Source organism: Amycolatopsis melonis, from assembly GCF_040064235.1.
Taxonomy (GTDB): domain Bacteria; phylum Actinomycetota; class Actinomycetes; order Mycobacteriales; family Pseudonocardiaceae; genus Amycolatopsis; species Amycolatopsis melonis.
Map to the genome: position 1 here is coordinate 135,054 of NZ_JBDZYD010000003.1, position 21,774 is coordinate 156,827.

At 70.2% G+C, this 21,774-nt stretch carries 21 protein-coding genes; 4 read left to right on the plus strand and 17 right to left on the minus strand.

All coding sequences use genetic code 11. The annotated features are described in order from the left end of the window. Positions 1-56: 56 nt before the first annotated feature. Both ABJI51_RS08495 and ABJI51_RS08500 read right to left on the minus strand, forming a co-directional pair. Positions 57-959 carry an SDR family oxidoreductase gene (locus ABJI51_RS08495; RefSeq protein WP_348948942.1) on the minus strand — a complete coding sequence of 301 codons (903 nt, stop codon included), beginning with the start codon at positions 957-959 and terminating at the stop codon, positions 57-59. Between the two features lie 61 nt (positions 960-1,020). Then, a complete protein-coding gene (locus ABJI51_RS08500) occupies positions 1,021-1,926 on the minus strand; it encodes a LysR family transcriptional regulator (RefSeq protein ID WP_348948944.1) in 906 nt (301 codons plus the stop codon). A gap of 86 nt (positions 1,927-2,012) precedes the next feature. Between ABJI51_RS08500 and ABJI51_RS08505 the strand changes: the two genes are divergently transcribed. Beyond that, a complete protein-coding gene (locus tag ABJI51_RS08505; RefSeq protein ID WP_348948946.1) occupies positions 2,013-2,912 on the plus strand; it encodes an EamA family transporter in 900 nt (299 codons plus the stop codon). On the opposite strand, the gene ABJI51_RS08510 is transcribed toward ABJI51_RS08505, so the two are convergent. From ABJI51_RS08510 to ABJI51_RS08520, 3 genes are all read right to left on the minus strand, one after another. Beyond that, a complete protein-coding gene (locus ABJI51_RS08510; RefSeq protein WP_348948947.1) occupies positions 2,909-3,547 on the minus strand; it encodes a DedA family protein in 639 nt (212 codons plus the stop codon). The genes ABJI51_RS08505 and ABJI51_RS08510 overlap by 4 nt on opposite strands. A gap of 778 nt (positions 3,548-4,325) precedes the next feature. Continuing rightward, the gene (locus ABJI51_RS08515; protein ID WP_348948949.1) at positions 4,326-5,513 is read right to left on the minus strand and encodes an RNA polymerase sigma factor; all 1,188 of its coding nucleotides are present in this window, start codon (positions 5,511-5,513) and stop codon (positions 4,326-4,328) included. Then, on the minus strand, positions 5,510-5,866 hold the full coding sequence (locus ABJI51_RS08520) for a YciI family protein (RefSeq protein ID WP_348948950.1): 357 nt from the start codon (positions 5,864-5,866) through the stop codon (positions 5,510-5,512). Before ABJI51_RS08520 ends, ABJI51_RS08515 begins: the two co-directional genes overlap by 4 nt. Before the next feature lie 83 nt (positions 5,867-5,949). On the opposite strand from ABJI51_RS08520, the gene ABJI51_RS08525 reads away from it, so the two are divergent. Beyond that, entirely contained in the window at positions 5,950-6,381 is a 432-nt protein-coding gene (locus tag ABJI51_RS08525; RefSeq protein ID WP_348948952.1) for a YybH family protein, read from the plus strand. A 61-nt stretch (positions 6,382-6,442) separates the two neighbouring features. On the opposite strand, the gene ABJI51_RS08530 is transcribed toward ABJI51_RS08525, so the two are convergent. The 11 genes from ABJI51_RS08530 to ABJI51_RS08580 form a co-directional block, all read right to left on the minus strand. Then, positions 6,443-7,555, minus strand: a complete 1,113-nt coding sequence (locus ABJI51_RS08530) for an ABC transporter ATP-binding protein (protein WP_348948954.1) — start codon at positions 7,553-7,555, stop codon at positions 6,443-6,445. Beyond that, positions 7,552-8,547 (minus strand): ABC transporter ATP-binding protein, encoded by a 996-nt coding sequence (locus tag ABJI51_RS08535; protein WP_348948956.1) that lies wholly within the window; start codon positions 8,545-8,547, stop codon positions 7,552-7,554. Before ABJI51_RS08535 ends, ABJI51_RS08530 begins: the two co-directional genes overlap by 4 nt. Positions 8,548-8,553: 6 nt before the next feature. Beyond that, positions 8,554-9,477 (minus strand): ABC transporter permease, encoded by a 924-nt coding sequence (locus tag ABJI51_RS08540; RefSeq protein WP_348948958.1) that lies wholly within the window; start codon positions 9,475-9,477, stop codon positions 8,554-8,556. Next, on the minus strand, positions 9,474-10,475 hold the full coding sequence (locus ABJI51_RS08545) for an ABC transporter permease (protein WP_348948960.1): 1,002 nt from the start codon (positions 10,473-10,475) through the stop codon (positions 9,474-9,476). The genes ABJI51_RS08540 and ABJI51_RS08545 overlap by 4 nt, the downstream gene beginning before the upstream one ends. A gap of 84 nt (positions 10,476-10,559) precedes the next feature. Beyond that, positions 10,560-12,230, minus strand: a complete 1,671-nt coding sequence (locus ABJI51_RS08550) for an ABC transporter substrate-binding protein (protein WP_348948961.1) — start codon at positions 12,228-12,230, stop codon at positions 10,560-10,562. Between the two features lie 316 nt (positions 12,231-12,546). Next, positions 12,547-13,035, minus strand: coding sequence for a uridine kinase family protein (locus ABJI51_RS08555; RefSeq protein WP_431605593.1), 489 nt, complete (start codon positions 13,033-13,035; stop codon positions 12,547-12,549). Between the two features lie 52 nt (positions 13,036-13,087). After that, positions 13,088-13,522: a DUF2304 domain-containing protein gene (locus ABJI51_RS08560; RefSeq protein ID WP_348948963.1), complete on the minus strand. Its 435-nt coding sequence runs from the start codon at positions 13,520-13,522 to the stop codon at positions 13,088-13,090. A gap of 13 nt (positions 13,523-13,535) precedes the next feature. Further along, complete coding sequence (locus tag ABJI51_RS08565) at positions 13,536-14,273, minus strand: glycosyltransferase family 2 protein (RefSeq protein ID WP_348949784.1); 738 nt, start codon at positions 14,271-14,273, stop codon at positions 13,536-13,538. Between the two features lie 23 nt (positions 14,274-14,296). Continuing rightward, positions 14,297-16,264 (minus strand): DUF6541 family protein, encoded by a 1,968-nt coding sequence (locus ABJI51_RS08570; protein WP_348948965.1) that lies wholly within the window; start codon positions 16,262-16,264, stop codon positions 14,297-14,299. An 85-nt stretch (positions 16,265-16,349) separates the two neighbouring features. Next, positions 16,350-17,654 carry a lipopolysaccharide biosynthesis protein gene (locus tag ABJI51_RS08575; RefSeq protein ID WP_348948967.1) on the minus strand — a complete coding sequence of 435 codons (1,305 nt, stop codon included), beginning with the start codon at positions 17,652-17,654 and terminating at the stop codon, positions 16,350-16,352. Further along, positions 17,651-18,670 (minus strand): glycosyltransferase family 2 protein, encoded by a 1,020-nt coding sequence (locus tag ABJI51_RS08580; RefSeq protein ID WP_348948969.1) that lies wholly within the window; start codon positions 18,668-18,670, stop codon positions 17,651-17,653. Before ABJI51_RS08580 ends, ABJI51_RS08575 begins: the two co-directional genes overlap by 4 nt. Before the next feature lie 84 nt (positions 18,671-18,754). On the opposite strand from ABJI51_RS08580, the gene ABJI51_RS08585 reads away from it, so the two are divergent. Continuing rightward, the gene (locus tag ABJI51_RS08585; protein ID WP_348948971.1) at positions 18,755-19,852 is read left to right on the plus strand and encodes a UDP-N-acetylglucosamine 2-epimerase; all 1,098 of its coding nucleotides are present in this window, start codon (positions 18,755-18,757) and stop codon (positions 19,850-19,852) included. A 58-nt stretch (positions 19,853-19,910) separates the two neighbouring features. Next, positions 19,911-20,465 carry a glucosaminidase domain-containing protein gene (locus ABJI51_RS08590; protein ID WP_348948972.1) on the plus strand — a complete coding sequence of 185 codons (555 nt, stop codon included), beginning with the start codon at positions 19,911-19,913 and terminating at the stop codon, positions 20,463-20,465. Here the strand turns inward: ABJI51_RS08590 and ABJI51_RS08595 are convergent. After that, complete coding sequence (locus tag ABJI51_RS08595) at positions 20,422-21,741, minus strand: glycosyltransferase 87 family protein (protein WP_348948974.1); 1,320 nt, start codon at positions 21,739-21,741, stop codon at positions 20,422-20,424. The genes ABJI51_RS08590 and ABJI51_RS08595 overlap by 44 nt on opposite strands. Positions 21,742-21,774: the final 33 nt, after the last annotated feature.

A 21,774-nucleotide genomic window follows, 5' to 3' on the forward strand; every position in this document is an offset into this window, starting at 1 on the left:
GAGTCGTTCATATCGTCCGGCGACATGAACGAGTCGTTCAGGTCACCGCAGCGACCTCAGCGGTAACCCGTGGTGTCCGCGGGCTTCCCCGCCTCGGCGACCTCGGCCATGTACCGCCAGGCGTCCGGACGGCTCCCGTCGACGTCGTCCACCCCGTACACCTTCGCCAGCTGTCCGCTGCTCACCGTCTGCCCGGACCACCGCTGCCGGTCGGGGTCCGCCGCCAGGGCCACCACCGTGCGGCCGCCGAAGGTCGGGGACTCCGAGATCGCGAAATGCGGCACGCGTGCGCACGCGTCGCGCCAGTTGTCCTCCGTTACCCCGTAGTGCTCCAGCATGGCCTCCGACCTCAGGTATCCCGGGGTGAACGCCACCGCCGTCGCGCCGTGCGGGGCCAGCTCCGCCGCCTCGCCGATAGCCAGCAGGTGCGCTGATGCCTTTGCCAGGTAGAACGGCAGCGAAGTGCCGTCGCGGTACTTCGCGTTGGCCTCGGCCGTGCCGTCGGTCAGCTCGACCAGGAGGCCGCCCGGGCGCTTGATCAGCAGGGGCAGCAAGTAGTGGCTGGTGATCAGGTGCGCGTCGATGCCGAGGCGGATCATGCGCAGGCCCGCCTCGAGGTCGTGCTCCCACACCGGCTGGCCCCAGCCCAGGTGCTTGTCGCCGCCCCAGAGGCCGTCGATCAGGATGTCCAGCCGGTCGATCCGCTCGGCCAGTGCCGCCACCTCGGCAGGCTGCAGGTGGTCGACGCGGATCGCCTCCGCCTCGCCGCCCGCCTTCTCGATCAGCTCCGCCGTCTCCTCGATCGTCTCCGGACGGTCCACTTCGGACCGTCCGGCGCGCGTGGTCCGGCCCGTCACGTACACGAAGGCGCCCGCGCGCCCCAGCTCGACGGCGATGGCCCGGCTCGCGCCCCGCGTGCCGCCCGCCACCAGTGCCACTTTTCCGGAAAGTTCGTTCATGCCGTCAGCCTCACCGGAAACCATGACAACTCCTGGCATGGTTTCCGGAACCGGCCGGGAGTCACGCCGTGAGCTGGGTGACCTCCGCGCGCAGTTCCTCGATCACCTGCGCCACCGCCGGGCGCTGCAGTGCGCCGGTCCGGCAGACCGCCTCCACCAGCCGCGCCGCGCGGATGCCCGCCAGCGGGCGGCCGACCAGGCCGCTGTCGCGCCGGGTGTCCATTGTGTACCGCGGAAGCAGCGCGATGCCGTGGCCGGCGGCGACCAGCCGCTCGGTGATCCGGAAGTCGTTGATCCGCTGTACGACGACCGGCCGCACGCCGGTGCGGATGGTCAGCGAGCGCAGCACGTCGTCCACCGGGAAGCCGAAGTCGACGCTGATCCAGCGTTCGTCCGCCAGTTCCGCCGGCTCCACACGGCGCCGTCCCGCCAAGCGGTGCCCGGCAGGCAGCGCGACGTCGAGGGGTTCGCGCAGCAGTGGCACGACGTCGAGGCGGGTGGCGTCGAACTCCGGCGCGTGCTCGTCGCGGTGCGCCACGACGATGTCGTAGTCCGCGACCAGCCCCGGCACCTCCGGCGGCGTCATGTCGACGTCCCGGACGTCGACCTCCAGCCCGTCGTGACCGGCGATGCGGGTCAGCAGCCCCGGCAGCAGCATCAGCCCGGCCGACTGGAAGATCGCGAGCCGCACCCGGCCGCGCGGCGCGCTGCGGTAGGTGTCCAGTTCGGACTCGGCGCGGTCGAGGGCGGCGAGCACCTCGTCGGCGCGGGCGACCAGCGCGCGGCCCGCGTCGGTCAGCCGCAGCCCGCGCCCGGCGGGCTCGGTGAGCGGCAGCCCGACCTCGCTCTGCAGCGCCCGCAGCTGCTGCGAAACCGCGGACGGCGTGCAGTGCAGTGCCCGCGCGGCCGCCGTCACGCTCCCGCGGTCGGCGAACTCGCGCAGCGTGCGCAGGCGACCCAGATCCACCACGTCAGCATACGTGAAGCTCTGCTACACGGTTCGTGAAGATATATTCGCTGGTCCTACACGGTCGCCGTTGCCACAGTGGAGGCATGCCCGCTCGTGATCGCCTGCTCGCCGTGCTCGTCGCCGTCCTCTGGGGCCTCAACTTCCTCGCCATCCACGCCACGCTCGGTCAGTTCCCGCCGATGTTCGCGGGCGCGCTGCGGTTCGCCGTGCTCGCCGTCCCGACGATCCTGTTCGTGCCGTGGCCGAAGGTGAAGGTGCGGCACCTGCTCGGCTACGGCCTCGGCTTCGGCACCGGGCAGTTCGCGTTCCTGTTCATCGCGATGGACACCGGGATGCCGACCGGGCTCGCGTCGCTGGTGCTGCAGGCGTCGGCGCCGTTCACGGTGCTGCTCGGCGCGGTCTTCCTGCGCGAACGCGTCACGCCGCACCAGCTGGCCGGCATCGCGCTGGCGGTGGCAGGCATGGCCACGATCGCCTGGCAGCGGGCCGGGCACGCGGCGCTGTTGCCGATGGTGCTGACCCTGCTGGCCGCGCTGAGCTGGGCGTTCGGCAACCTCAGCACGCGCAAGGCCGAGCCGGACAACCCGCTGCACTTCACGCTGTGGATGTCGGTGGTGCCGCCGCTGCCGATGTTCGCGTTGTCCCTGGTCATGGAGGGCCCGGCGGCGCAGTGGCGGTCGCTGACGACGCTGGGGACGCCGACCGGCCTGACCGCGCTCGGCGGCCTGGCCTACGTCGTGCTGATCGGCACGGTCGTGGGTTCCGGCCTGTGGACGACGCTGATGCGGCGCAACCCGGCGGGCGTCGTCTCGCCGTTCTCCCTGCTGGTGCCGGTGGTCGGGCTGACGGCGTCGTTCGTGCTGCTCGGCGAGCGGCCGACGGGCCTGGAGATCGGCGCGGCGCTGGTCGTGATCGCCGGCGTCCTGCTCGGCTCCCTGCGGCGGACAGCACGCAAGCCCGAACCGGAACTCGTGACGGTCTAGGCCGCCGTTTCCTCCTGCTTTTCCTCTTCGGCGTGCTTGCGGCCCAGGCGCTTCTTCATGACGAAGAAGACGACGACGCCGATGACGATCGCGGCGACCAGGCCGTACTTGGAGAAGTTGCCGAGCCATTCTTCGGCGACGACCCCGAGGTAGTAGACGGCCGCGGTCGTACCGCCCGCCCAGACGATGCCGCCCGCGGCGTTGGCCAGCAGGAACTTCGGGTAGTGCATGCGCAGCGACCCGGCGAGCGGGCCGGCGAGAATGCGCAGGAAGGCGATGAACCGGCCGAGGAAGACGGCCCACACGCCGCGCTTGTTGAAAATGCGTTCGGCGTTGGCGATGTGCGTCGGCCCGAAATGCTTCGGGAATTTCCGCCCCGCCCAGGCGAACAGGCGCTGGCCACCGGTCTTGCCGATGAGATAGCCGATGCTGTCGCCGATGATGGCGCCGGCACTGGCCAGAATGCCGATCCAGAGCGGGTTGAGCGTGTCGTGCTGTGAAGCGAGCAGGGCGGCGCTGACCAGCACAATCTCGCCCGGCAGCGGAATGCCGAGGCTTTCGATCATGATCACCGCGCCGACGATCAGGTAAACCGACAACGGCGGGATCGCCTGCAGCCATTGGTCGATGTGCACTGCTCGTACCCCCTGCTGTCCGGAATCTGCTTTCCGCAGGGTACCGGGGGCGGTCCGCTGCGGGCGGCCTACTCAGGTATGGGTCCGGGTCCTCCTTTGGTCGGGGTCTGGGTGGTGGCCCGAGATTCACCTGTTCGGGGATGGGTTGGGGTTGGGTGTTCTTTGGGGCGGTGACCAGCGGGGAGTTGGGTTGGCAGGGGTTGCCCACAGGTTGTCCACAGGGGTATCCCCTTGTGGACAACTTCGGATCTTGGGGTTGTTTCGCGGGGGTCGGGTCGGGTGGCGGCGATAGGCTGGGACCGGGGATGGCCCCCTTGGGAGGGCGGGCTCCGGCGGGGGCGGCTTCGGCGGGGCGGGCCCCAGCACGGCAGCTCCGGCAGGTGCGCTCCGGCAGGGGCGGGTGGCTTCGGCGGGGTGGACTTCCAGCAGGGCGGGCCCCAGCAGGGGCGGGGCGGCTCCGGCGGGGTGGACTTCCAGCAGGGCGGGCCCCAGCAGGGGCGGGGCGGCTCCGGCGGGGCATGCGAGGTTCCGGGGGGGGGGGGGGGGAGCGGCTCCGGCTGGGCGGGCTGGTCCCGGCAGGAGGCCCCCGGCAATGCCTCCCGCAGGTCCCGCACGACATGAACGAGTCGTTCATGTCGTCTGACGGCATGAAAGAGTCGTTCATGTCGCCCGCACCGAGGCGACCACCCACCCCCAGCAGGTCACCACACTCGCGCAGCACCACCGCGGGACGTGACTCTGCCAAGGCCCGCGAGGGGACCCAGCCAAAGAGCACGAGTCACGGGCTAAGCCGGGCCGCCTGGGCGCGTAGGTACTCCTGCTCCGGCAGGCTCAACGTCCGCCCGGCCGCCGCCTCGTACGCCTCCCGCGCTCCCTTCAAGTCGCCCGACAACTCCAACAGGTGCCCTCGGACCGCGTCCACGCGGTGGTGCGTCGCCAGTGCCGGGTCCGCGGCCGCCGTCGTCAGCTCTGCCAAGCCTGCCGCCGGGCCGTTCACCTGGGCCAATGCCACCACCCGGTTCAACGTCACCATCGGTCCCGGGGCCACCACGCGCAGCAGGTCGTACAGCGTCAGGATCTGCTTCCAGTCCGTCTCCGCCGCCGACTTCGCCTCCGCGTGGACCGCCGCGATCGCCGCCTGCAGCTGGTACGGGCCCACCGGGGCCGATGTCAGCGCTCCCGTGATCAGTGCGGTCCCCTCCTCGATCAGCTCCGCGTTCCACAACGCGCGGTCCTGGGCGTCCAGTGGGACCAGCGCGCCCGATGGTGACACCCGGGCCGGGCGGCGGGCCTCCGTCAGCAGCATCAACGCCAGCAACCCCGTGACCTCGCCGTCTTCCGGGAGCGATGCGTGCAGGCGGCGGGTCAGGCGGATTGCCTCCGTTGTCAGGTCCACCCGGTTCAGCTCGTCTCCGGAACTGGCCGTGTGTCCCTCCGTGAAGATCAGGTACAGCACCTGCAGCACCGCCGCCAGCCTCGATGGCTCCGGTGGCCCGAACCGCGCGCCGCGCAGGGAGCGCTTCGCCCGGCTGATGCGCTGGCCGATCGTCGGCTCCGGGACCAGGAACGCCCGCGCGATCTCCGCCGTCGTCAGACCTCCGACCGCGCGCAGCGTCAGCGCCACCTGGGACTGCCTCGGCAACGATGGGTGGCAGCACAGCAGCAGTACCGTCAGCGTGTCGTCGACGTCCGGGACCGGCGGTGGCTCCGGTGGCTGCGCGAGCGCCACCTCCTCCTCGCGACGGCGGCGGGCCGTGTCGCTGCGCCACTGCTCGATGCGGCGGCGGGACGCCGTCGTGATCAGCCAGCCCTTCGGGTTGTCCGGGATCCCTGAGGACGGCCACTGCCGGTACGCCGCCAGCAGCGCCTCCTGGACGGCGTCCTCGCAGGCGTCGAAGTCACCGTACCGGCGGACCAGCGCCGCCAGGACCTGCGGGGCCAGCGTACGCAGCAGCTCCGGGTTCACAATCCCATCACCGGCCGCACCTCCACCACCCCGAACGCCGCCTCCGGGATGCGCGCGGCGATCTCCGTCGCGCGGTCGAAGTCCGCGCAGTCCAGCAGGTAGAACCCGGCCAGGAACTCCTTGGCCTCGGCGAACGGCCCGTCGGTCGTCAGCGGGCCGTCCCCGGTCACGCGGACCCGCTTGGCCCGCTCCGGGAACGCCAGCCGCTCCGAGACGATGCGCTCGCCGGACGCGTCGAGGTCGGCGTTGAGCTGCCGGTAGTACTCCAGGCCTGCCGCCTGCTGCTCCTCGCTCATCCCCTCCCACGCCGCGCGGGACTCCGGGTTGCCGTAGATCAGGACCACGAATTTCACGAACGCCTCCCGCTGGATGTCGAAATCCGCGCGGCGGCACCTACGTCCCAGGTGACAGGCAACCACCACCCCAGGAGGATGGCATGACCGAGCAGGACGAGAAGCAGATTCGCGAGCTGATGACCGCCCGCGCGAAGGCGATGACCGAGCGTGACGCCGAGACGCTCGCCGGGCAGTACCTTCCCGACGCGGTCGCGTACACCCTCGCGCCGCCGCTGGTGCACCACGGCGAAGACGCCGAGGTGCGCAAGGCCTGGTTCGCGGGCTTCGACGGCCCGATCGAGTACGAGATCCGGGACCTCGAGGTCACCGTCGGCGGCGACGTCGCCTACAGCCACTGCCTCACCCGGCTGTCGACGACGCCGAAGGGGATGCCGCAGAAGTTCGAGCTGTGGTTCCGGTCCACGACGGGCTTCCGCAGGACCGGCGGCGAGTGGCGGATCGCCCACGTGCACGACTCGACGCCGTTCTACATGGACGGCTCGATGAGCGCCGCGCTCGACCTCAAGCCCTGACGCCACTTTCACGTAAAAGTGGCGGGCGCAGGCACCCGCCACTTTCACGTGAAAGCTCCGGCTAGAGGATTTCGGCGGAGGTGCCGATGTCCGGCGGGCCCAGGTCGGGGTTCAGCGCCCCGGTGAGCTCCACCAGTTCCGGCTCCACCTCGTGCGGCTGGATGCGGCCGTCGCGGATGTCCTCCGCGTAGTGGCACGCCACCCGGTGCCCGCTGCCGATTTCGCGCAGCTGCGGGCGGTCGGTGTCGCACAGGCTCGCCTGCCGCCACGGGCAGCGCGTGTGGAACCGGCAGCCCGACGGCGGGTTCGCCGGCGAGGGCAGGTCACCGGCGAGCAGGATCTGCTCGCGGGTGTCCTCGACCTGCGGGTCCGGCACCGGGATGGCCGACAGCAGCGCCCGCGTGTACGGGTGCAGCGGGTCCCGGTACAGCGAGTCCGCGTCGGTCTCCTCGACCAGCGCACCCAGGTACATCACGCCGATGCGGTCGGAGATGTGCCGCACCACCGCGAGGTCGTGCGCGATCACCACGTACGTCAGGCCGAGCTGGTCCTGCAGGTCCTCCAGCAGGTTGACCACCTGGGCCTGCACCGAAACGTCCAATGCGGACACCGGCTCGTCGGCGACGATCAGGTCCGGCTCCACGGCCAGCGCCCGCGCGATGCCGATGCGCTGGCGCTGCCCGCCCGAGAACTCGTGCGGGTACTTCCGCAGCGCCGTCTCCGGCAGGCCGACCGCCGCCAGCAGCTCGCGCAGCCGCCGCTGGGTGGCCTCCTTGTCCTTGTCGAGGCCGTGCGCGCGCATGCCCTCCAGCAGGATCGACTCCACCGACTGCCGCGGGTCCAAACTGGACAGCGGGTCCTGGAAGATCATCTGCATCCGGCGCCGGGCCTTCCGCAGCTGCTCGCCCTTGAGGTGGGCGACGTCCGTGCCGTCGAAGACGACGTGGCCGTCGGTCGGCTCGTTCAGCCGCAGGATCGCCCGGCCCAAAGTGGACTTCCCGCACCCGGATTCGCCCACCAGGCCGTAGGTTTCGCCGCGGCGGATGGACAGGTCGACGCCGTCGACCGCGAACACGTGCCCGACCGTCCGGTCGAACACGACGCCGCTCTTGATCGGGAAGTGCACCTTGAGGTCGGTGACCTCGAGCAGCACGTCACCAGCGGGACGGGTCATCGGGTTCCTCCTCCCGCGGCGACCGCGGGCCGCACGGGGTTGTGACAGCGCAGCAGCCCGCCCTGGTCGGGCGCCAGCTCCGGCTGGACCTCGCGGCAGACCGGCAGCGCGTTGGGGCACCGCGGCGCGAACGCACACCCGTGGTCCCACGGGATGTTGTCGGCCACCGAGCCCCGGATCGGGATCAGTTTCTCGCCGCGGCCGGCGTCCAGGCGCGGGATCGACGCGAGCAGGCCGTGCGTGTACGGGTGCCGCGGCTCGGCGAACAGCCGGTGCCGCTGCGCCCGCTCCACGATCTTGCCGCCGTAGAGCACGTTGACCTCGTCGCACAGCCCGGCGACGACGCCGAGGTCGTGCGTGATCATGATCAGCGCGGTGCCGGTGTCCTGCACCAGTTCCCGCAGCAGGGCCAGGATCTGGGCCTGGATGGTGACGTCCAGCGCGGTGGTCGGCTCGTCGGCGATGAGCAGCCGCGGGCGGCACGCCAGCGCGATCGCGATCAGCGCGCGCTGCCGCATCCCGCCGGAAAGCTGGTGCGGGTACTCGGAAAGCCGCCGCGACGGGTCGGGGATGCCGACCTTGCCGAGCAGGTCGACCGCTTCCACCGACGCCGCCTTGCGGGACATCCCGCGGTGGCGTTCCAGCACCTCGGTGATCTGCAGCCCGATCGGGATGACCGGGTTCAGCGAGGACAGCGGGTCCTGGAACACCATGCCGAGGTCGCGGCCGCGGCGGTCGCGCATGTCCTTGTCGGACAGCTTGAGCAGGTCGGTGCCCTCGAAGCGCACCGAACCGGTGACCGTGTTGCCGCGCCGGGCCAGCAACCGCATGATCGCCAGCGACGTCACGGACTTGCCGCAGCCGGACTCGCCGACCAGGCCGACCGTCTGGCCCGGCTCGACGTCGAAGCTGACCCCGTCCACCGCGGTGAAGGGGCGCTCCCCCTTGCGCTGGAAGACGACCGAAAGGTCGCGGACTTCAAGGAGTGCCATGGGTGCTCACCGCCTGTTCTTCGGATCGAGGGCTTCGCGCAGGGACTCGCCGAGCAGCGTGAACCCGAGCGCCACCACGATGATCGCGATGGCCGGGTAGTACGCCAGCTCCGGGCGGACGTCGAGGAACTGGTGCGAGGCCTTGCCCAGCATCAGTCCCCACTCCGCCCGCGACGGGTCCGGGTCGCCCAGGCCGAGGAACGACAGCGCCGCGGCCTCCAGAATGGACGTTGCCAGCGTCAGCGTCGCCTGCACGATGACCGGGCCGAGCGAGTTCGGCAGCATGTGCCGGAACACGATCGTCCCGCGCTTCACGCCCAGCGACGTCGCCGCGAGGACGTGGTCGGCATCGCGTTGGGAGAGCATGGAACCACGCAGCAGCCGGGCGAAGATCGGCACGCCGATCATCGACACGGCCAGGATGACCGTCCACTGGCTCGGCTTCGCGAACAGCGCCGCGATCGAAATGGCCAGCAGCAGCGACGGGAACGACAGCATGACGTCGACCAGTCGCATGAGGACGGTGTCGACCCAGCCGCCGAACGCGCCGGCGAGCCCGCCGATGATGACACCGATCAGCACGCCGACCAGCGTCGCGAGCACACCGACGATCAGCGTCTGCTGGGCACCGGCGATCAGCCGCGACAGGAAGTCGCGGCCGAAGTCGTCCACGCCGAGCGGGAACCCGGACTGCGCGCCGGGGATGAAGTTCGGCCGGATCTGGTCGCCGAGGTAGTGGACGTCGGGGTCCTTCGGCTCCAGCAGCGGCGCGAAGATCGCGATGATCAGGAACAGGCCGGTGATGACGCCGCCGGTGATCGCGACCGGGCTGCGCAGCATCCGGCGGAACGCCTCGCCGCCGAGGCTGCGCCCGCTCGCCGCGGCGAGCTTGTCGATCGGTTCCTTCTTCTTGTTCAGCAGAGTGTTCATCGCACACGCACCCTCGGGTCGATGATCCCGTACGAGATGTCGACCAGCATGTTCACCAGCACGTACACCACCGCACCGAACAGCAGCAGGGCCTGCAGCCGGGGGTAGTCACGCCGCTCGATGCCTTCGGCAAGCAGGAACCCGAGGCCGCGGAAGTTGAACACCCGCTCGGTCAGCACCGCCCCGCCGAGCAGCGCGCCGGTCTGCAGGCCGATGGTGGTGACCACCGGGAGCAGGCCGTTGCGCAGCACGTGACGGCGGCGCACCACCGGCTGGGTCAGGCCCTTCGAGTTCGCCGTGCGGATGAAGTCCTCGTTGAGGACGTCGAGCACGGACGCGCGGGTGATCCGGGTGATCACCGCGAGCGGGATCGTGGCCAGCGCGAACGCGGGCAGGATCAGGTGCCGGATCGCGTCCCAGACGGCATCCCACTCGCTGGTCATGATGCCGTCGAGGATGGCGAAGTTGGTGATGGCCGTGGCGTCGAGGCCCGCGGCCTGACGTCCCTGCGACGGCAGGCCCAGCGGGGCCGCCAGGACGTCCTGCATCATGTAGCCGAGGAAGAAGACCGGCACCGCGACGCCGATCAGGCTCAGCACGATGACACCGTTGTCGACCACGCCGCCGCGGTAGCGGGCGGACAGGTAACCGGCGGGAATGCCGACGACGACCGCGATGATCATCGCGGACACGCCGAGCTCGATGGTGGCGGGCAGGAAGGTGACGATCTCGCCCATCACCGGCTGGGTCGAGACCAGCGAGTTGCCGAAGTCGCCGGTGAGCGCCCGGCCGAGGAACTTGAAGTACTGCAGGAAGATCGGCTGGTCGAGGCCGAGTACGCGGTTGAGGTCGGCGATCTTCTCGGGCGTTGCCTTGTCACCCAGCAGCGCGGTGGCGGGACCGCCGGGCAGGGAACGCAGCCATGCGAAGACCAGGATGGACAGGATGAAGAGCGTCGGGATCGCTTGTAGCAGCCGACGCACGATGAAACGGAGCACGTGGAGTCCTTTGTCGCCAGCCCGGGATCAGGCGCAGGGGGTGAGTGCGGTAGCACCCACCCCCTGCTCGGCTGATAGCTGCAATCAGCTCACGGTCACGGTGTTGAAGCGCTCGTCGGTGAGCGGGCTCGCCACCAGACCCTTGACCTTCGGGCCGACCACGATGGCCGGCGTCGGGTACGCGATTGGGACCGCCGGGAGGAAGTCCATGATCTTCTTGTTCACTTCCTGGTAGGCCTTGGCGTGCGCGTCACCGGCGGGCGACGCGTCCGCGGCGGCCAGCGCCTGGAACAGCTCGGGGTTGTTGAACCCGAACTCCTTCTTCTCGCGGCCGAAGAACGTGCCGACGAAGTTGCCGGCGTCGTTGTAGTCACCGGTCCAGCCGAGCAGGTGCAGGTCCTGCTTGCCGAACTTCTGGACGTCGTCCTTGTAGCCACCGTTCCACGGCTCGGCGTGCGCCTCGATCGTGATGCCGATCTTCTTCAGGTCCTCGGAGATCGCCGTGAAGGTGTCCGCCGGGTTCGGCATGTACGGACGGCTGACCTCGGTCGGATAGTAGAACTTCAGCGTCAGGTTCTGCGCGCCGGCTTCCTGCAGGAGCTGCTTGGCCTTGTCCACGTCGTACGGGTACTTCGTGACGTCGTCGGTGTAGCCCGAGATGACCTTCGGGACGAACTCGGTCGCGACCTCGGAACCCTCGGCCAGCTTGCTCTTCACGAACTGCTCGCGGTTGATGCCGTAGGCCAGCGCCTGGCGGACGCGGACGTCCTTCAGCTTCGGGTTGCCGGACTGGTTGATGCCCAGGTACAGCACGTTGAACGACGGGCGGATGAGCACCTGCTCGCCGTCGTTGCGCAGCAGGCCGTAGTCCGCCGGGTTCGGGTAGTCGTAGCCGTGGATGTCGCCGGCCTTCAGCGCCTGCTTGCGGGCGTTCTCGTCCGGGATGACCTTGAAGATCAGCTTGTCGAGCTTCGCCGGCGTCGGGCTGCTGTCGTTGCGCACCAGGGTGATCTCACCCTTGGCCTGGTCCCAGCTCTCGAACTTGAACGGGCCGGTGCCGACCGGGTGCTTGTTCGCGTACTCGCTGTAGGTGAACGAGTCGCCGCTCTGGGTGACAGTGTCGCCGTTGTACTGCTTGATCGCGGCCGGGCTCTGGATCGCGAAGGACGGCAGCGTGAACGCGGCCGGGAAGGCGCCCTTGGCCTTGTTCAGGTTGAGGACCGCGGTCGTCGGGTCCTTGGCCTCGCAGCTCTTGTAGACCGGCTGGCCGCCCGCGTCGCCCTCGTTCTTGGCGAAGCCCTCGAAGACGTCGCCGTAGTAGATCATCTGGCTCTGGGCGGCGGCGCCCTTCATGTTGTACCAGCGGTCGAAGTTGAAGCAGACCGCCGTGGCGTCCATCGGGGTGCCGTCGGAGAACTTGACGCCGGACTTCAGGGTGAACGTCCAGGTCTTGCCGTCGTTGCTCGGCTCCCACTTCTCCGCGAGGGAGGGCTCGAGGTCGGCGGTGCCCGGCTTGTTCTGGATCAGCGTGTCGAAGATCTGCCGCGTGATCCGGAAGGTCTCGCCCTCGTCGTTGAACGCGGGGTCGAACAGCTTCGGGTTACCGGCCGCACCGAAGATCATCGTGCCCCCGGAACCACCCCCGGCGCCCTCTTCACGCTTGGATTCCGCACAGGCGGACAGCGAAACCGCGAGCGCGCCGGCGAGCCCGATCAGGGCCACGCGGCGTGTTCGGGTCAGCCGCAATTGCTGCATCTGGCACCCCTTGGGAGATGTTTCGGCTTCAAAGTCACCGTCCGGTCGGTCAGGAACTCGCGGACGATCGTGTGTTCGCCGACACTAGCGGGAACAAGGCTCGCACTTAAGCACGTGAGGTTACGATCGCGCTACGTGGACGTCGATTTGACCGCAATGTGTCCGTAAATCACGACAGAATGTGACCGTTTGGGCACTGCGACTGCCCACTGTGCTGGATCACTAACTCACTTGGCGGTACCGGCGTTAGCCCGGTCGTGGTGAAACACTGGATCGATCCGGGCGTTCGTTCTACGCAGAGTAGGCGGTCCGTTCCCTACGAAAGTCGGGTGTCCGCGGCTCCGGGGGTACCGTCGACGGCGAACCAGCCCCGCTCGAACCGTTGCCAGCGGCCCAGTTCCGCCCGTGCGGCCTCGCCGTCCCGCGCGACGGCCCGGGCCAGCCGTTCGGCTTCGGAGCCGCCGGAGAGCCAGCAGAGATGGGAAAGCAGAGGTCTTACCGAAGTGCGTCCGCTGGAAACCCCCTCCAGCACCAGCACATCCGCCACGTTCACCACGACGAGTTCACCCGGCCGGGGCACCCCAGTGGTCCAGTCCATGGCCCGGTAGGCCCCGGGAACGCCGTCTGACAGTGGCCGCAGGACACCATCGACGAGCCGCGGCCACCACGAGACGGGGTCGTCCCAGGTGGCGAAGGCATCGGTGCTGACCAGTTCGGTCCGGCACCCCCGGGACCGAAGCCCGGCAACGACCCGGGCGGCAAAGGTGGATTTCCCGGCCCCCGACGGCCCGTCGACGGCCAGCACCCGAACCCCGCCCAGCCGCGCCGGAGCGGCCAGCAGGGCCTCGATCACGGCGTCACTTGCTGACGCGCTCAACCTCCGGAAGCCCTTTGACATCATCGGGCGCGGCGGTCTTGGCTTCCAGCTCGGAAATCCGGCCTTCCAGCGCCCGCCGGGTGTCTTCGAGTTCGCAGCGCAGCAACGCGATTTCCTCGACGGACGTGCGTACCTCTTCCTCGAGGTGCCCGACTTCGGTGGACAGGTGCAGCGACACCAGCGCCAGCACCACGCCTGCCAGGAGGAAGACGAAGTTCGACGGGGTTTCCACCCCGGTCAGCCGGGCCAGGAACTGCGCTGCCGAGGGGATCACGGCCAGCACCACGACGCCGACGGCGACGATCAGCCACACGCCCGCGTACTTCTCGCGAAGCTTGCGCCGCCGCATCATCTCGATGACGACGAACAGCACCAGGCAAGCGATGACGATGCTGAGGATGCGCCAACCGGCCATCTTCCCAAGCTCCTTATGCCGAGTCGGACGAGTCGACCGCGGGGCGGCGGCGGACCAGCGCGAGCAGCAGCGCCAGACCGGCCCGGCCCAGGTAGACGGCCGACTTGACGGGCGAGTGACTGGGCGTCCCGCCCGCGCGCTCGCGCATGATGACCGGGATCTCCTTGATGGTCAGCTTGGCCCGGATGGCCATGACCAGCGACTCCACGGTGTCGCCGAGGTACTCCGCCGGGTAGTAGCCGGCGAACAGCTTGATCGCCCGCGGTCCCATGGCCTTGAAGCCAGACGTGACGTCGGTCAGCCTCGTCTTCGCCAGCCGGGAGAACACGATCGACAGGGCCACCATGGCGTACTTGCGCGGCCCGCTGGCCTTGTAGGAGCCCTTGCCGGCGAACCGGGAGCCGATCACGATGTCCGCGTCGTCGAGGCCGCGCAGCAGCGCGTCCAGCTCCTCCGGGTCGTGCTGGCCGTCCGCGTCCACCTGCACGACGACGTCGTAGCCACGGGCCGCGGCGTACCGGAAGCCGGTGCGCATCGCGCCGCCGACCCCGAGGTTCACCGCGAGGCGGGCCACCTCGGCCCCGGCCGCGCGGGCCAGCGCGGCGGTGTCGTCCACCGAGCCGTCGTCGACGACCAGCAGATCGGCCTCGGGCCGCGCCCGCTTGACCTGCTCGATGACCGATGCGACGCTCGCCGACTCGTTGAGCGCGGGCATCACGATGAGCACGCGGCGGCTGGTCACGGAGGTCATGGACACGCGATCACTTTAGCCTTTCACTGCCCGTTACCGGCTGCGGACCCGGGCGCGGCACCGGCGGCCACGACGCCCTGCTGGCCCTCGATCTCGTAGATCTTGGCGCCGGCGTTGCGGAAGACCAGCTTGAACCCGGGGCTGGTGTCCAGGTGCTGGAGACCGACGTCGTTCTGCGTCGTCGCGGTCACCTTGCCCGACCCGACGAACGCGTACCGGACCTTCAGGTCGGTGAGCAGCTTGCGCACCTTCGGGTACTTTTCGACGTCGTTGGCGAACACGCTCAGGTAGCCCGCGTCGGTGTCGAACTCGGCGCCGTAGAAGTTCCACTGCGTCGGCATGACCCCGGCGAGCGCGTACATCCACACCGAGCCGTCGGCCTTGTCGTTCAGCACGCGCTCGCCCGGCGCGGTGTGCTGGGCGAGCCAGGTGAAGGCGGCTTCCTCGTCCTTGCTGACCGTGGGGCCGCCGCTGTAGTTGAGCTGCAGGCGGGCCGCGTTGCGGCCGATGTAGCCGCCCCGGCTGAGGCCGCCGACGACCAGCGCGACGACCACCACGCCGACCAGGGTGAGCGTGGCGGGCTTGAGGTTCGGCAACCGCGGGGCGACCTTCTCGGCGAACCATCCGGAGGCGGTGTGCGCGAACTCGCCGAACGCGACACAGCCGGCCAGCGGCACCAGGGCCGCGATGCGCCAGTGGTCGTTGTAGAACGGGCTGCTCAGGGTGTGCACGAGGTTGGTTTCGAGCGACACCGTCGCGGCGAACAGCCCGCCCAGCACGACGTACGCGCCGACCATCCACAGCATCCGGCGGTGCTTCACCAGCAGGAAGATGCCGATGATCGCCGGGATGCCGATCCACCACTGCGGGAACGCGGCCATCGGCGAGAACGTGATCGTCTCGCCGACCGCGCCGGACACCGTGGCCTCGGACGCCCAGTACGCGCTCGTCACCCCGCCGGCGTTGTACAGCGACGGGAGCACCACCGGGAGGCCGAACGCCGCGGCCAGCACGACGGTCGCGGCGAGCGACGGCAGCGAGCGGCGCCAGGTGATCGGCTCGAAGCGGAACAGCACCGCGGCGAGGATCAGCAGGAAGTACACGATGACGACGAACACGACACTCGTGTGCAGGCCGCACAGCCCGGCGACGCCGACCCCGATGCCGACCGGCCCGGCGATGCCACGCGGCTCCAGCAGGTGCCGGGCGACCGCCAGCATCGCCGGGATGAGCGCGACGCCGGCGACGAACGGCCACAGCGGACCACGCCACAGCGAGTCGTACGGGAACACCGTGAAGCACGCGGACACCGTGGCGGCCGCGGCCACGCCGATCGGCGGCATGCGCCAGGCGTGGCACATCGCGGCGACGCCGAGCGGCACCGTGAGGACCACCGCGAGCGCCGCGAGGTTCAGCGTCGGCATGATCGTCAGGCCGCCCTTGCCGAAGACCAGGGCGAGCAGCGCGTGGTAGGTGTCCGGGTAGAAGTAGTGCGTCTCGTCCGGCAGGTTCGCGATCGTGCCGACGGTCGACGGCCGGGCGTCGCCGTGCTCGGCGATCCAGCGCACCAGGTTCGCGTGGAAGGGGGCGTCCCAGCCCTGCTGGACGTTGCCGATGTTCCGGACGCCGCGCAGGAACGTGACGGTGCCGATGCCCAGGCCGGCGGCGACGCCGAGGCCGATGAGGACGTGGTCGCGGACACTGCGGGCGGGCCGCTCCGGTTCCGTCCAGTCGGGGTGGCGACGGCGCGTGAAGCGCGTCACGGCGAAGGCGAGCGCGAACCCGGCCGCCGACAGCACGAGCGTCCACAACGCGACGTCGAGCATCGTCCAGCGGATGCCGAACCGGCCAAGCACCGGGATGCCCAGCGCGACGAGGCCGAAGGTCAGCATGGGCGCGGTGGCGGCGAGCGTCCAGCCACGCAGCCGGATCGCGGCACCGAACACCAGACCCGGCAGCCAGAACGCGAGCAAAACGAGTAGCACGTTCATCGAATTCGCAGTCCAAACCTTACCGGCATTTCACGCCGTTTTCCCGTCCCTACCGGCGGGTTCGCAACCGCACCTTACTGGGCGGCTATGAAGACGTTTCACCGGTGCCCGAGGTTGCCCCGGACACGGTTTCCGGCGCCCGGCGCAGGACGAACGCGAGCACGACGGCCAGGCCGAGCGCCGGTGCCGCGGCGAGGGCGACGACCGCGCGGAACACCGTGTCACCGGGCAGCAGGACCAGCAGCAGCGAGGCCGTGCCGGTGACCACCGCCCAGGTCACCAGCACGAGCCGGGCCTGGGTGCGGGCGACGAGCACGGCCGTGAGCAGCTGCATCGGCACCAGCAGCACCGACGACCAGACGAGACCGGCGACCGGCCAGCCGTCGATGGCGTACTCCGGGCCGCTGACGAACCGGACCGCCCACGGGCCGAGCCAGAGCCCGACCAGCGCGCCCAGCGCGGCCAGTACCAGCGACGCGGCGGCGCCGAGGGCCAGCACGCGGCGCAGCCGGTGGCGGCCCTCTTCGGTGACCGAAAGCCGCACCACGAACGGCACGGCCAGCGACTGCACCGGCCCGATCAGCGTCAGCGGCAGCCGGGCGATGACCAGCGCGGCGAACAGGGCGCCGACGCGGTCGCCGTCACCACCGGGGGCCAGCAGGCCGACCAGCGCCGGGTAGCCGGTGATGACGGCCGCCGTCAACGCGGCGCCGACCAGCAGCATGCTCATCCGGCGGGTCGTGACGCCCCAGCCGTCGCCTTCGACGTGGACATCGAGCAGCTGCCGGGCGGGCCGCGCGAACAGCAGCCACGCGAACGAGCCGGCGGCGACCGCGATCGCCAGTGACACGACGTTGTAGGCGACCGAGACGAACAGGACGCCCAGGATGAGGGCACGCACGGCCGGTTCGGCGACCACGAGCAGCGAGAAGGACTTCACCCTGTGCTGCCCGATGAGCAGGCCGCGGGTGCCGAACTGGCAGGCGAAGGCGACGCCGCCGGCCAGCACGATGACCGCCAGCGACCACTCGCCGTGGAACAGCCGCTCGTTGACCGGCGGGATCAGCAGCGCGAGCGAGAAGGCGGCCGCGACGAACATCCCGACCGCGACCGCGCGCAGGGCCGGACGGCCCGCCTTGCCGCCGGTCAGCGCGGCCACCGCGGACTGGCGCGAGAGCTCCTGCTCCAGCGGCGAGAGCGCGCTGCCCAGGCCCATCACCAGGCCCCAGAACGTGACGAAGACCGCGTACTCCTGCGGCGGCAGCAGCCGCTGGCAGGCCACGGTCAGCACGTACCCGAGGCCGATCGAGACGATCAGCGAGCCGCCGAGGCTGCCCGCCGTCCTGCGTCCGCTGCCCGCGACGGCCGGGGTCTCCACGTCGGCACTCATCGACGGCGCAGCCCGGCGCGCACGGCCATGGCCAGTCCACGCAGGACACCGGCGCCGAAGCCGGCGGCGAACACCGGCAGCAGCTTGGTGACCGCGCGGGCCTCCGGGCCGGTCGCGCCGCACTTCTTGACGACCTCGCCCGCGGCGACCGCACCGAGGACTCCGGCGGCGAGGGTGGTCTTCGGCTTCTTCGCGGCGAAGGCCAGGCCGAGCACGCCGGCCGCGAGCGCGCCGAACAGGGCGTTGCGGGCCGGGCCGGGCGAGGCGATGTAGGAGTCCACGTAGGTCGTGCCGCGGAAGTAGGCCTGCTGCGTGAACTTCTTGAACGAGTCACGCCCGTTGTAGGTCGCCGACAGTTCCGGGGCCAGCCAGATCCGCTCGCGTTCGGCGATCCACCGCAGCATGCGGGTGTCGTCGCTGGCGAAGCGGAGGTCGTCGAAGAGCGACGCGAAGGCCGTCACGGAGCCTTCGAGGAGGCCGCGGCGGGCGCAGAAGAACGTCGTCCCCTTCGGGTAGACGTCGAACTCCTCGATGCCGTACGACATCAGGCGCGGGTTGGCGCAGTACTTGCGCCACGGCACCTTGACCAGCCCGGCCATGAAGCCCGCGTACGGATTGTGCTCGGACGCGACGTTGATGTGCCCGTTCCAGACCGCGCGCTCCGGGTGCTCCACGAGCTGGTCGCGCAGGAAGGTCAGGGTGTGCTCGTCGAGGATGACGCGGCTGTCGAGCAGCGCGACCCACTCGCCGGACGACTTGGCGATGCCCGCCCGGCGGGCCTCGAACCGGCCGCCGTTCGGCTGGCTGATCACGGTGATGCCGTGGCGTTCGCGCAGCTCGTCGAGCCGCGACGGGGTCGCGTCCGTGCTGCCGTCGTCGACCACGACGACCTCGATCGGCCAGTCCGCGGCCGACGCCGACGCGAGCAGCGCGCCGACACTGCGTTCGATCCAGTCCTGCTCGTTGTAGACCGGGATCACGACGCTGAGCGAGGGGAGGAGCGGGTTCGCACTCACCGTGCCGAGGCTACCCGGCGACCCCCGCGCCGGGTCGGCCAGTATCCTTACGCCACCGCACCCGACCAGAAATGGGCTCCTCCGGTGATTTCCTTCATTCTCGGCACCACCGCGGAACTGATCAAGATCGCGCCCGTCTACCACGGGATCCGCGAGCGCGGGATGCGGCCGAAGATCTGGTTCACCGCCCAGCACGTCGACGAGGTCGCCGACGTTCTCGCCGACCTGCAGATGCCGGAGCCGGACGTCTGGCTCGTGCCGCAGGACAAGGCCCACAACCTCGAGTCGCCCGCCCAGGTGCCCGGCTGGGCCGCGCAGGTGCTGCGCACCGCGTGGAGCCGCCGCCACGAGCTGCGCGCCGCGCTGACCGAGGACGGCCGCCCGCCGCTGGTGCTGGTGCACGGCGACACGTTCACCACGCCGTACGGCTCGCTGATCGGGAAGCGGATCCTCAAGTCCCGCGTCGGGCACGTCGAGGCGGGCGCGCGGTCGGGCAGCATCCTCTCGCCGCTGCCGGAGGAGCTGAACCGCAAGATCGCGGCGAAGATCGTCGACATCCACTTCGCGCCGAGCGCGCGTGAGGTGAACAACCTCCGCAACGCCCGCGGCGTGGTGGTCGACACCGAGGCGAACACGGCGATCGACGCGATGCGCCTTGCCATCGGCCAGCCGCTGGACGTGCCGAACCTGCCGGAGAAGTTCGGCCTGGCCACGCTGCACCGCTTCGAGCTGGTGTCGCGCCCGGACAAGTACCGCGAGGCGCTGGAGATCCTGCGCGAGCAGAGCCGCAAGATGCCGATCCTGTACATGGCGGGCGCGCCGGAGCGCGAGAAGATCCGCTCGCTGGGCATCGGGAACATCTTCGACGACCAGTTCATCGTCCAGCCGAAGATGCGGTACCTGAAGTTCCTGCCGCTGGTGGCCCGCGCCGAGTACGTCGTCACCGATTCGGGTGGTCTTTCGGCGGAGTGCTACTACCTCGGCCTCCCCTGCGCGGTGCACCGCGAGCGCACGGAGACCCCCCAGCACCTCGGCGAGACGGTCGTCCTGACCGAAATGCGCGGCGACAAGCTGCAGAACTTCCTGGACACGTACCAGAACCGCCGTGGCGAGTCCTGGATGGACAAGTACCACCCGTCCGAGATCGTCGTGGACACCCTGGCACAGCTCGGCTACTGCTGAGGCCTCCATCGGGTGACGCGGGTCGCTGATCCGCGGTGGATCGGGCAGCTTTTCCGCCATGATCCACATCGGACTTGCCGCTCTGTTGCTGGTGACCCCGCCGGTCGACCAGGCATCCGTTCGCGAGGCCGCGCTGGATTCGGGTTTCCAGCAGGAGTACGTCGGCGCGGCGGCCCCGATCGCCCGCGCGATCCACGCGGCGTACGACATCCCGGCATCGGTGACGGTGGCCCAGTCGATCCTGGAGTCGAACTGGGGCCGCAGCAAGCTGTCGGCGGACGAGCGCAACTACTTCGGCTTCAAGTGCGTGACGCCGACGAACCCGGGCCCGATCGCGGTGCGCTGCGCGCGGTACCCGACGACGGAATGCGTGCCGCCGCCGTGCCATCCGGTGGACGCGTACTTCCGGTCGTACGCGTCGATCGGGGACTCGTTCCGCGACTACGGGCGCCTGTTGACGACTTCGTCGAACTACGCGGCGGCGCTGCCGGTTCGTGACGACCCGGATGCGTTCATCCGTGCGGTGGCGAAGAAGTACGCCACCGACCCGGAGTACGCGGACAAGGTGATCAGGCTGATGGACCGGTACGACCTGCGCCGCCTCGACCAGTGAGCCCGGCCGGTGCGGGCTCGTCCTCGCCCGGGTCGAGCCAGGCCGGGCGAAGGGCCGACACCAGCAACAGCGCCAGAGCCAGCGCCACGTACAGCGCGTGGGCCAGCGCCTGTGCCACCGGTGAATGGTTTTCCGGGAGCAGCACCAAGCCCACCAGGGGGATGTCCTTGCGGCCCGACCCCACCTGCCAGGGCAGCACCAGCAGGTAGGCCAGGACCAGCACGCCCGCCGGCCACCAGTGGCGGGCGCGGTGGGCCGCGCAGGCCGCCATCACGAAGAACGGGATGAACCACACCCAGTAGTGCGTCCACGTCCACGGGGTCACCAGGACCATCAGCGCGCCCACCACGCTCAGCGCCAGGAGTTCCCGGTTCCGGTGGTGCGCCCGCACGGCGATCCAGAGGGCCGCCACGGCGACCGCCGCGGTCACCGGGACCCAGACCGTGCCCGGGACGTCCTGGACGTCCAGCAAGCGGGCGAGGGCGCCGCGGATCGACTGGTTCTCGGGGGACATCACTTCGCTGTCACCCGTGATGCGCGACGGGTCCGCCACATTGGCCGACCAGAACGCCGCCGAGTCACGCGGGAGGGCCACGAAGCCCGCCAGCACCGTCGCGCCGAACGTCGCCACGGCCACCGCCGCCGCCCGGAAGCGGCGGGTCAGCAGCAGGTACACCACGAAGATCGCCGGAGTCAGCTTGATCGCGGCCGCGAGGCCGACGCCCGCGCCGGTCCACCAGTGCCTGCGGCCGGTCAGGTCCGCCAGCACCAGCAGGAGCAGGAGCAGGTTCACCTGGCCGGCGGTGAAGTTCATCAGCACCGGCTGCATCGGCAGCGCGAGCGCCGTCAGCGCCGCCGTCGCCGCCACCCGGCCGTGATCGCGTGCGTAGCCCAGCTGTCCCAGCGACACCCAGACCACGGCCAGCAGCGAGAACAGGTTCACCAGCACGGCGAACAACGGCAGCAGCAGCTTCGGGATCACCGTCAACGGGACGAACACCCCGGCCGCGAACGGCGTGTACTTGAACGTGCCGCCGATCGTCGGCAGGTGCGAGACACCCGGCTCGTAGAGGGGCATCCCGGTGCGCACCGCCCGGCCCGTGGCCACATAGGACCGGAAGTCCTCGAGATAGATCCCGGTCGCCGACCAGACACCGGCCCACACCGTGTAGCCCGCGAACACGACCAGCAGGAGTGTCCCGGACAGCGCCACCCACCACACCGGTGCCGGCAAGCTGCGTTCGCCCGGCTGCCGCCGGGACATGGTCATCGCCATCTACCCTGCCCCCCTCGGCTGCGGGCCAGTGTA

What these genes read in the sequence shown, in the direction of transcription:
- ABJI51_RS08565 (WP_348949784.1), bottom strand. Translation starts at nt 14,273, where the DNA reads ATGACCTCCGTGACCAGCCGCCGCGTGCTCATCGTGATGCCCGCGCTC.
- ABJI51_RS08550 (WP_348948961.1), bottom strand. Translation starts at nt 12,230, where the DNA reads ATGCAGCAATTGCGGCTGACCCGAACACGCCGCGTGGCCCTGATCGGG.
- ABJI51_RS08535 (WP_348948956.1), bottom strand. Translation starts at nt 8,547, where the DNA reads ATGGCACTCCTTGAAGTCCGCGACCTTTCGGTCGTCTTCCAGCGCAAG.
- ABJI51_RS08590 (WP_348948972.1), top strand. Translation starts at nt 19,911, where the DNA reads ATGATCCACATCGGACTTGCCGCTCTGTTGCTGGTGACCCCGCCGGTC.
- ABJI51_RS08560 (WP_348948963.1), bottom strand. Translation starts at nt 13,522, where the DNA reads ATGGCCGGTTGGCGCATCCTCAGCATCGTCATCGCTTGCCTGGTGCTG.
- ABJI51_RS08575 (WP_348948967.1), bottom strand. Translation starts at nt 17,654, where the DNA reads ATGAGTGCCGACGTGGAGACCCCGGCCGTCGCGGGCAGCGGACGCAGG.
- ABJI51_RS08540 (WP_348948958.1), bottom strand. Translation starts at nt 9,477, where the DNA reads ATGAACACTCTGCTGAACAAGAAGAAGGAACCGATCGACAAGCTCGCC.
- ABJI51_RS08505 (WP_348948946.1), top strand. Translation starts at nt 2,013, where the DNA reads ATGCCCGCTCGTGATCGCCTGCTCGCCGTGCTCGTCGCCGTCCTCTGG.
- ABJI51_RS08595 (WP_348948974.1), bottom strand. Translation starts at nt 21,741, where the DNA reads ATGGCGATGACCATGTCCCGGCGGCAGCCGGGCGAACGCAGCTTGCCG.
- ABJI51_RS08525 (WP_348948952.1), top strand. Translation starts at nt 5,950, where the DNA reads ATGACCGAGCAGGACGAGAAGCAGATTCGCGAGCTGATGACCGCCCGC.
- ABJI51_RS08570 (WP_348948965.1), bottom strand. Translation starts at nt 16,264, where the DNA reads ATGAACGTGCTACTCGTTTTGCTCGCGTTCTGGCTGCCGGGTCTGGTG.
- ABJI51_RS08530 (WP_348948954.1), bottom strand. Translation starts at nt 7,555, where the DNA reads ATGACCCGTCCCGCTGGTGACGTGCTGCTCGAGGTCACCGACCTCAAG.
- ABJI51_RS08495 (WP_348948942.1), bottom strand. Translation starts at nt 959, where the DNA reads ATGAACGAACTTTCCGGAAAAGTGGCACTGGTGGCGGGCGGCACGCGG.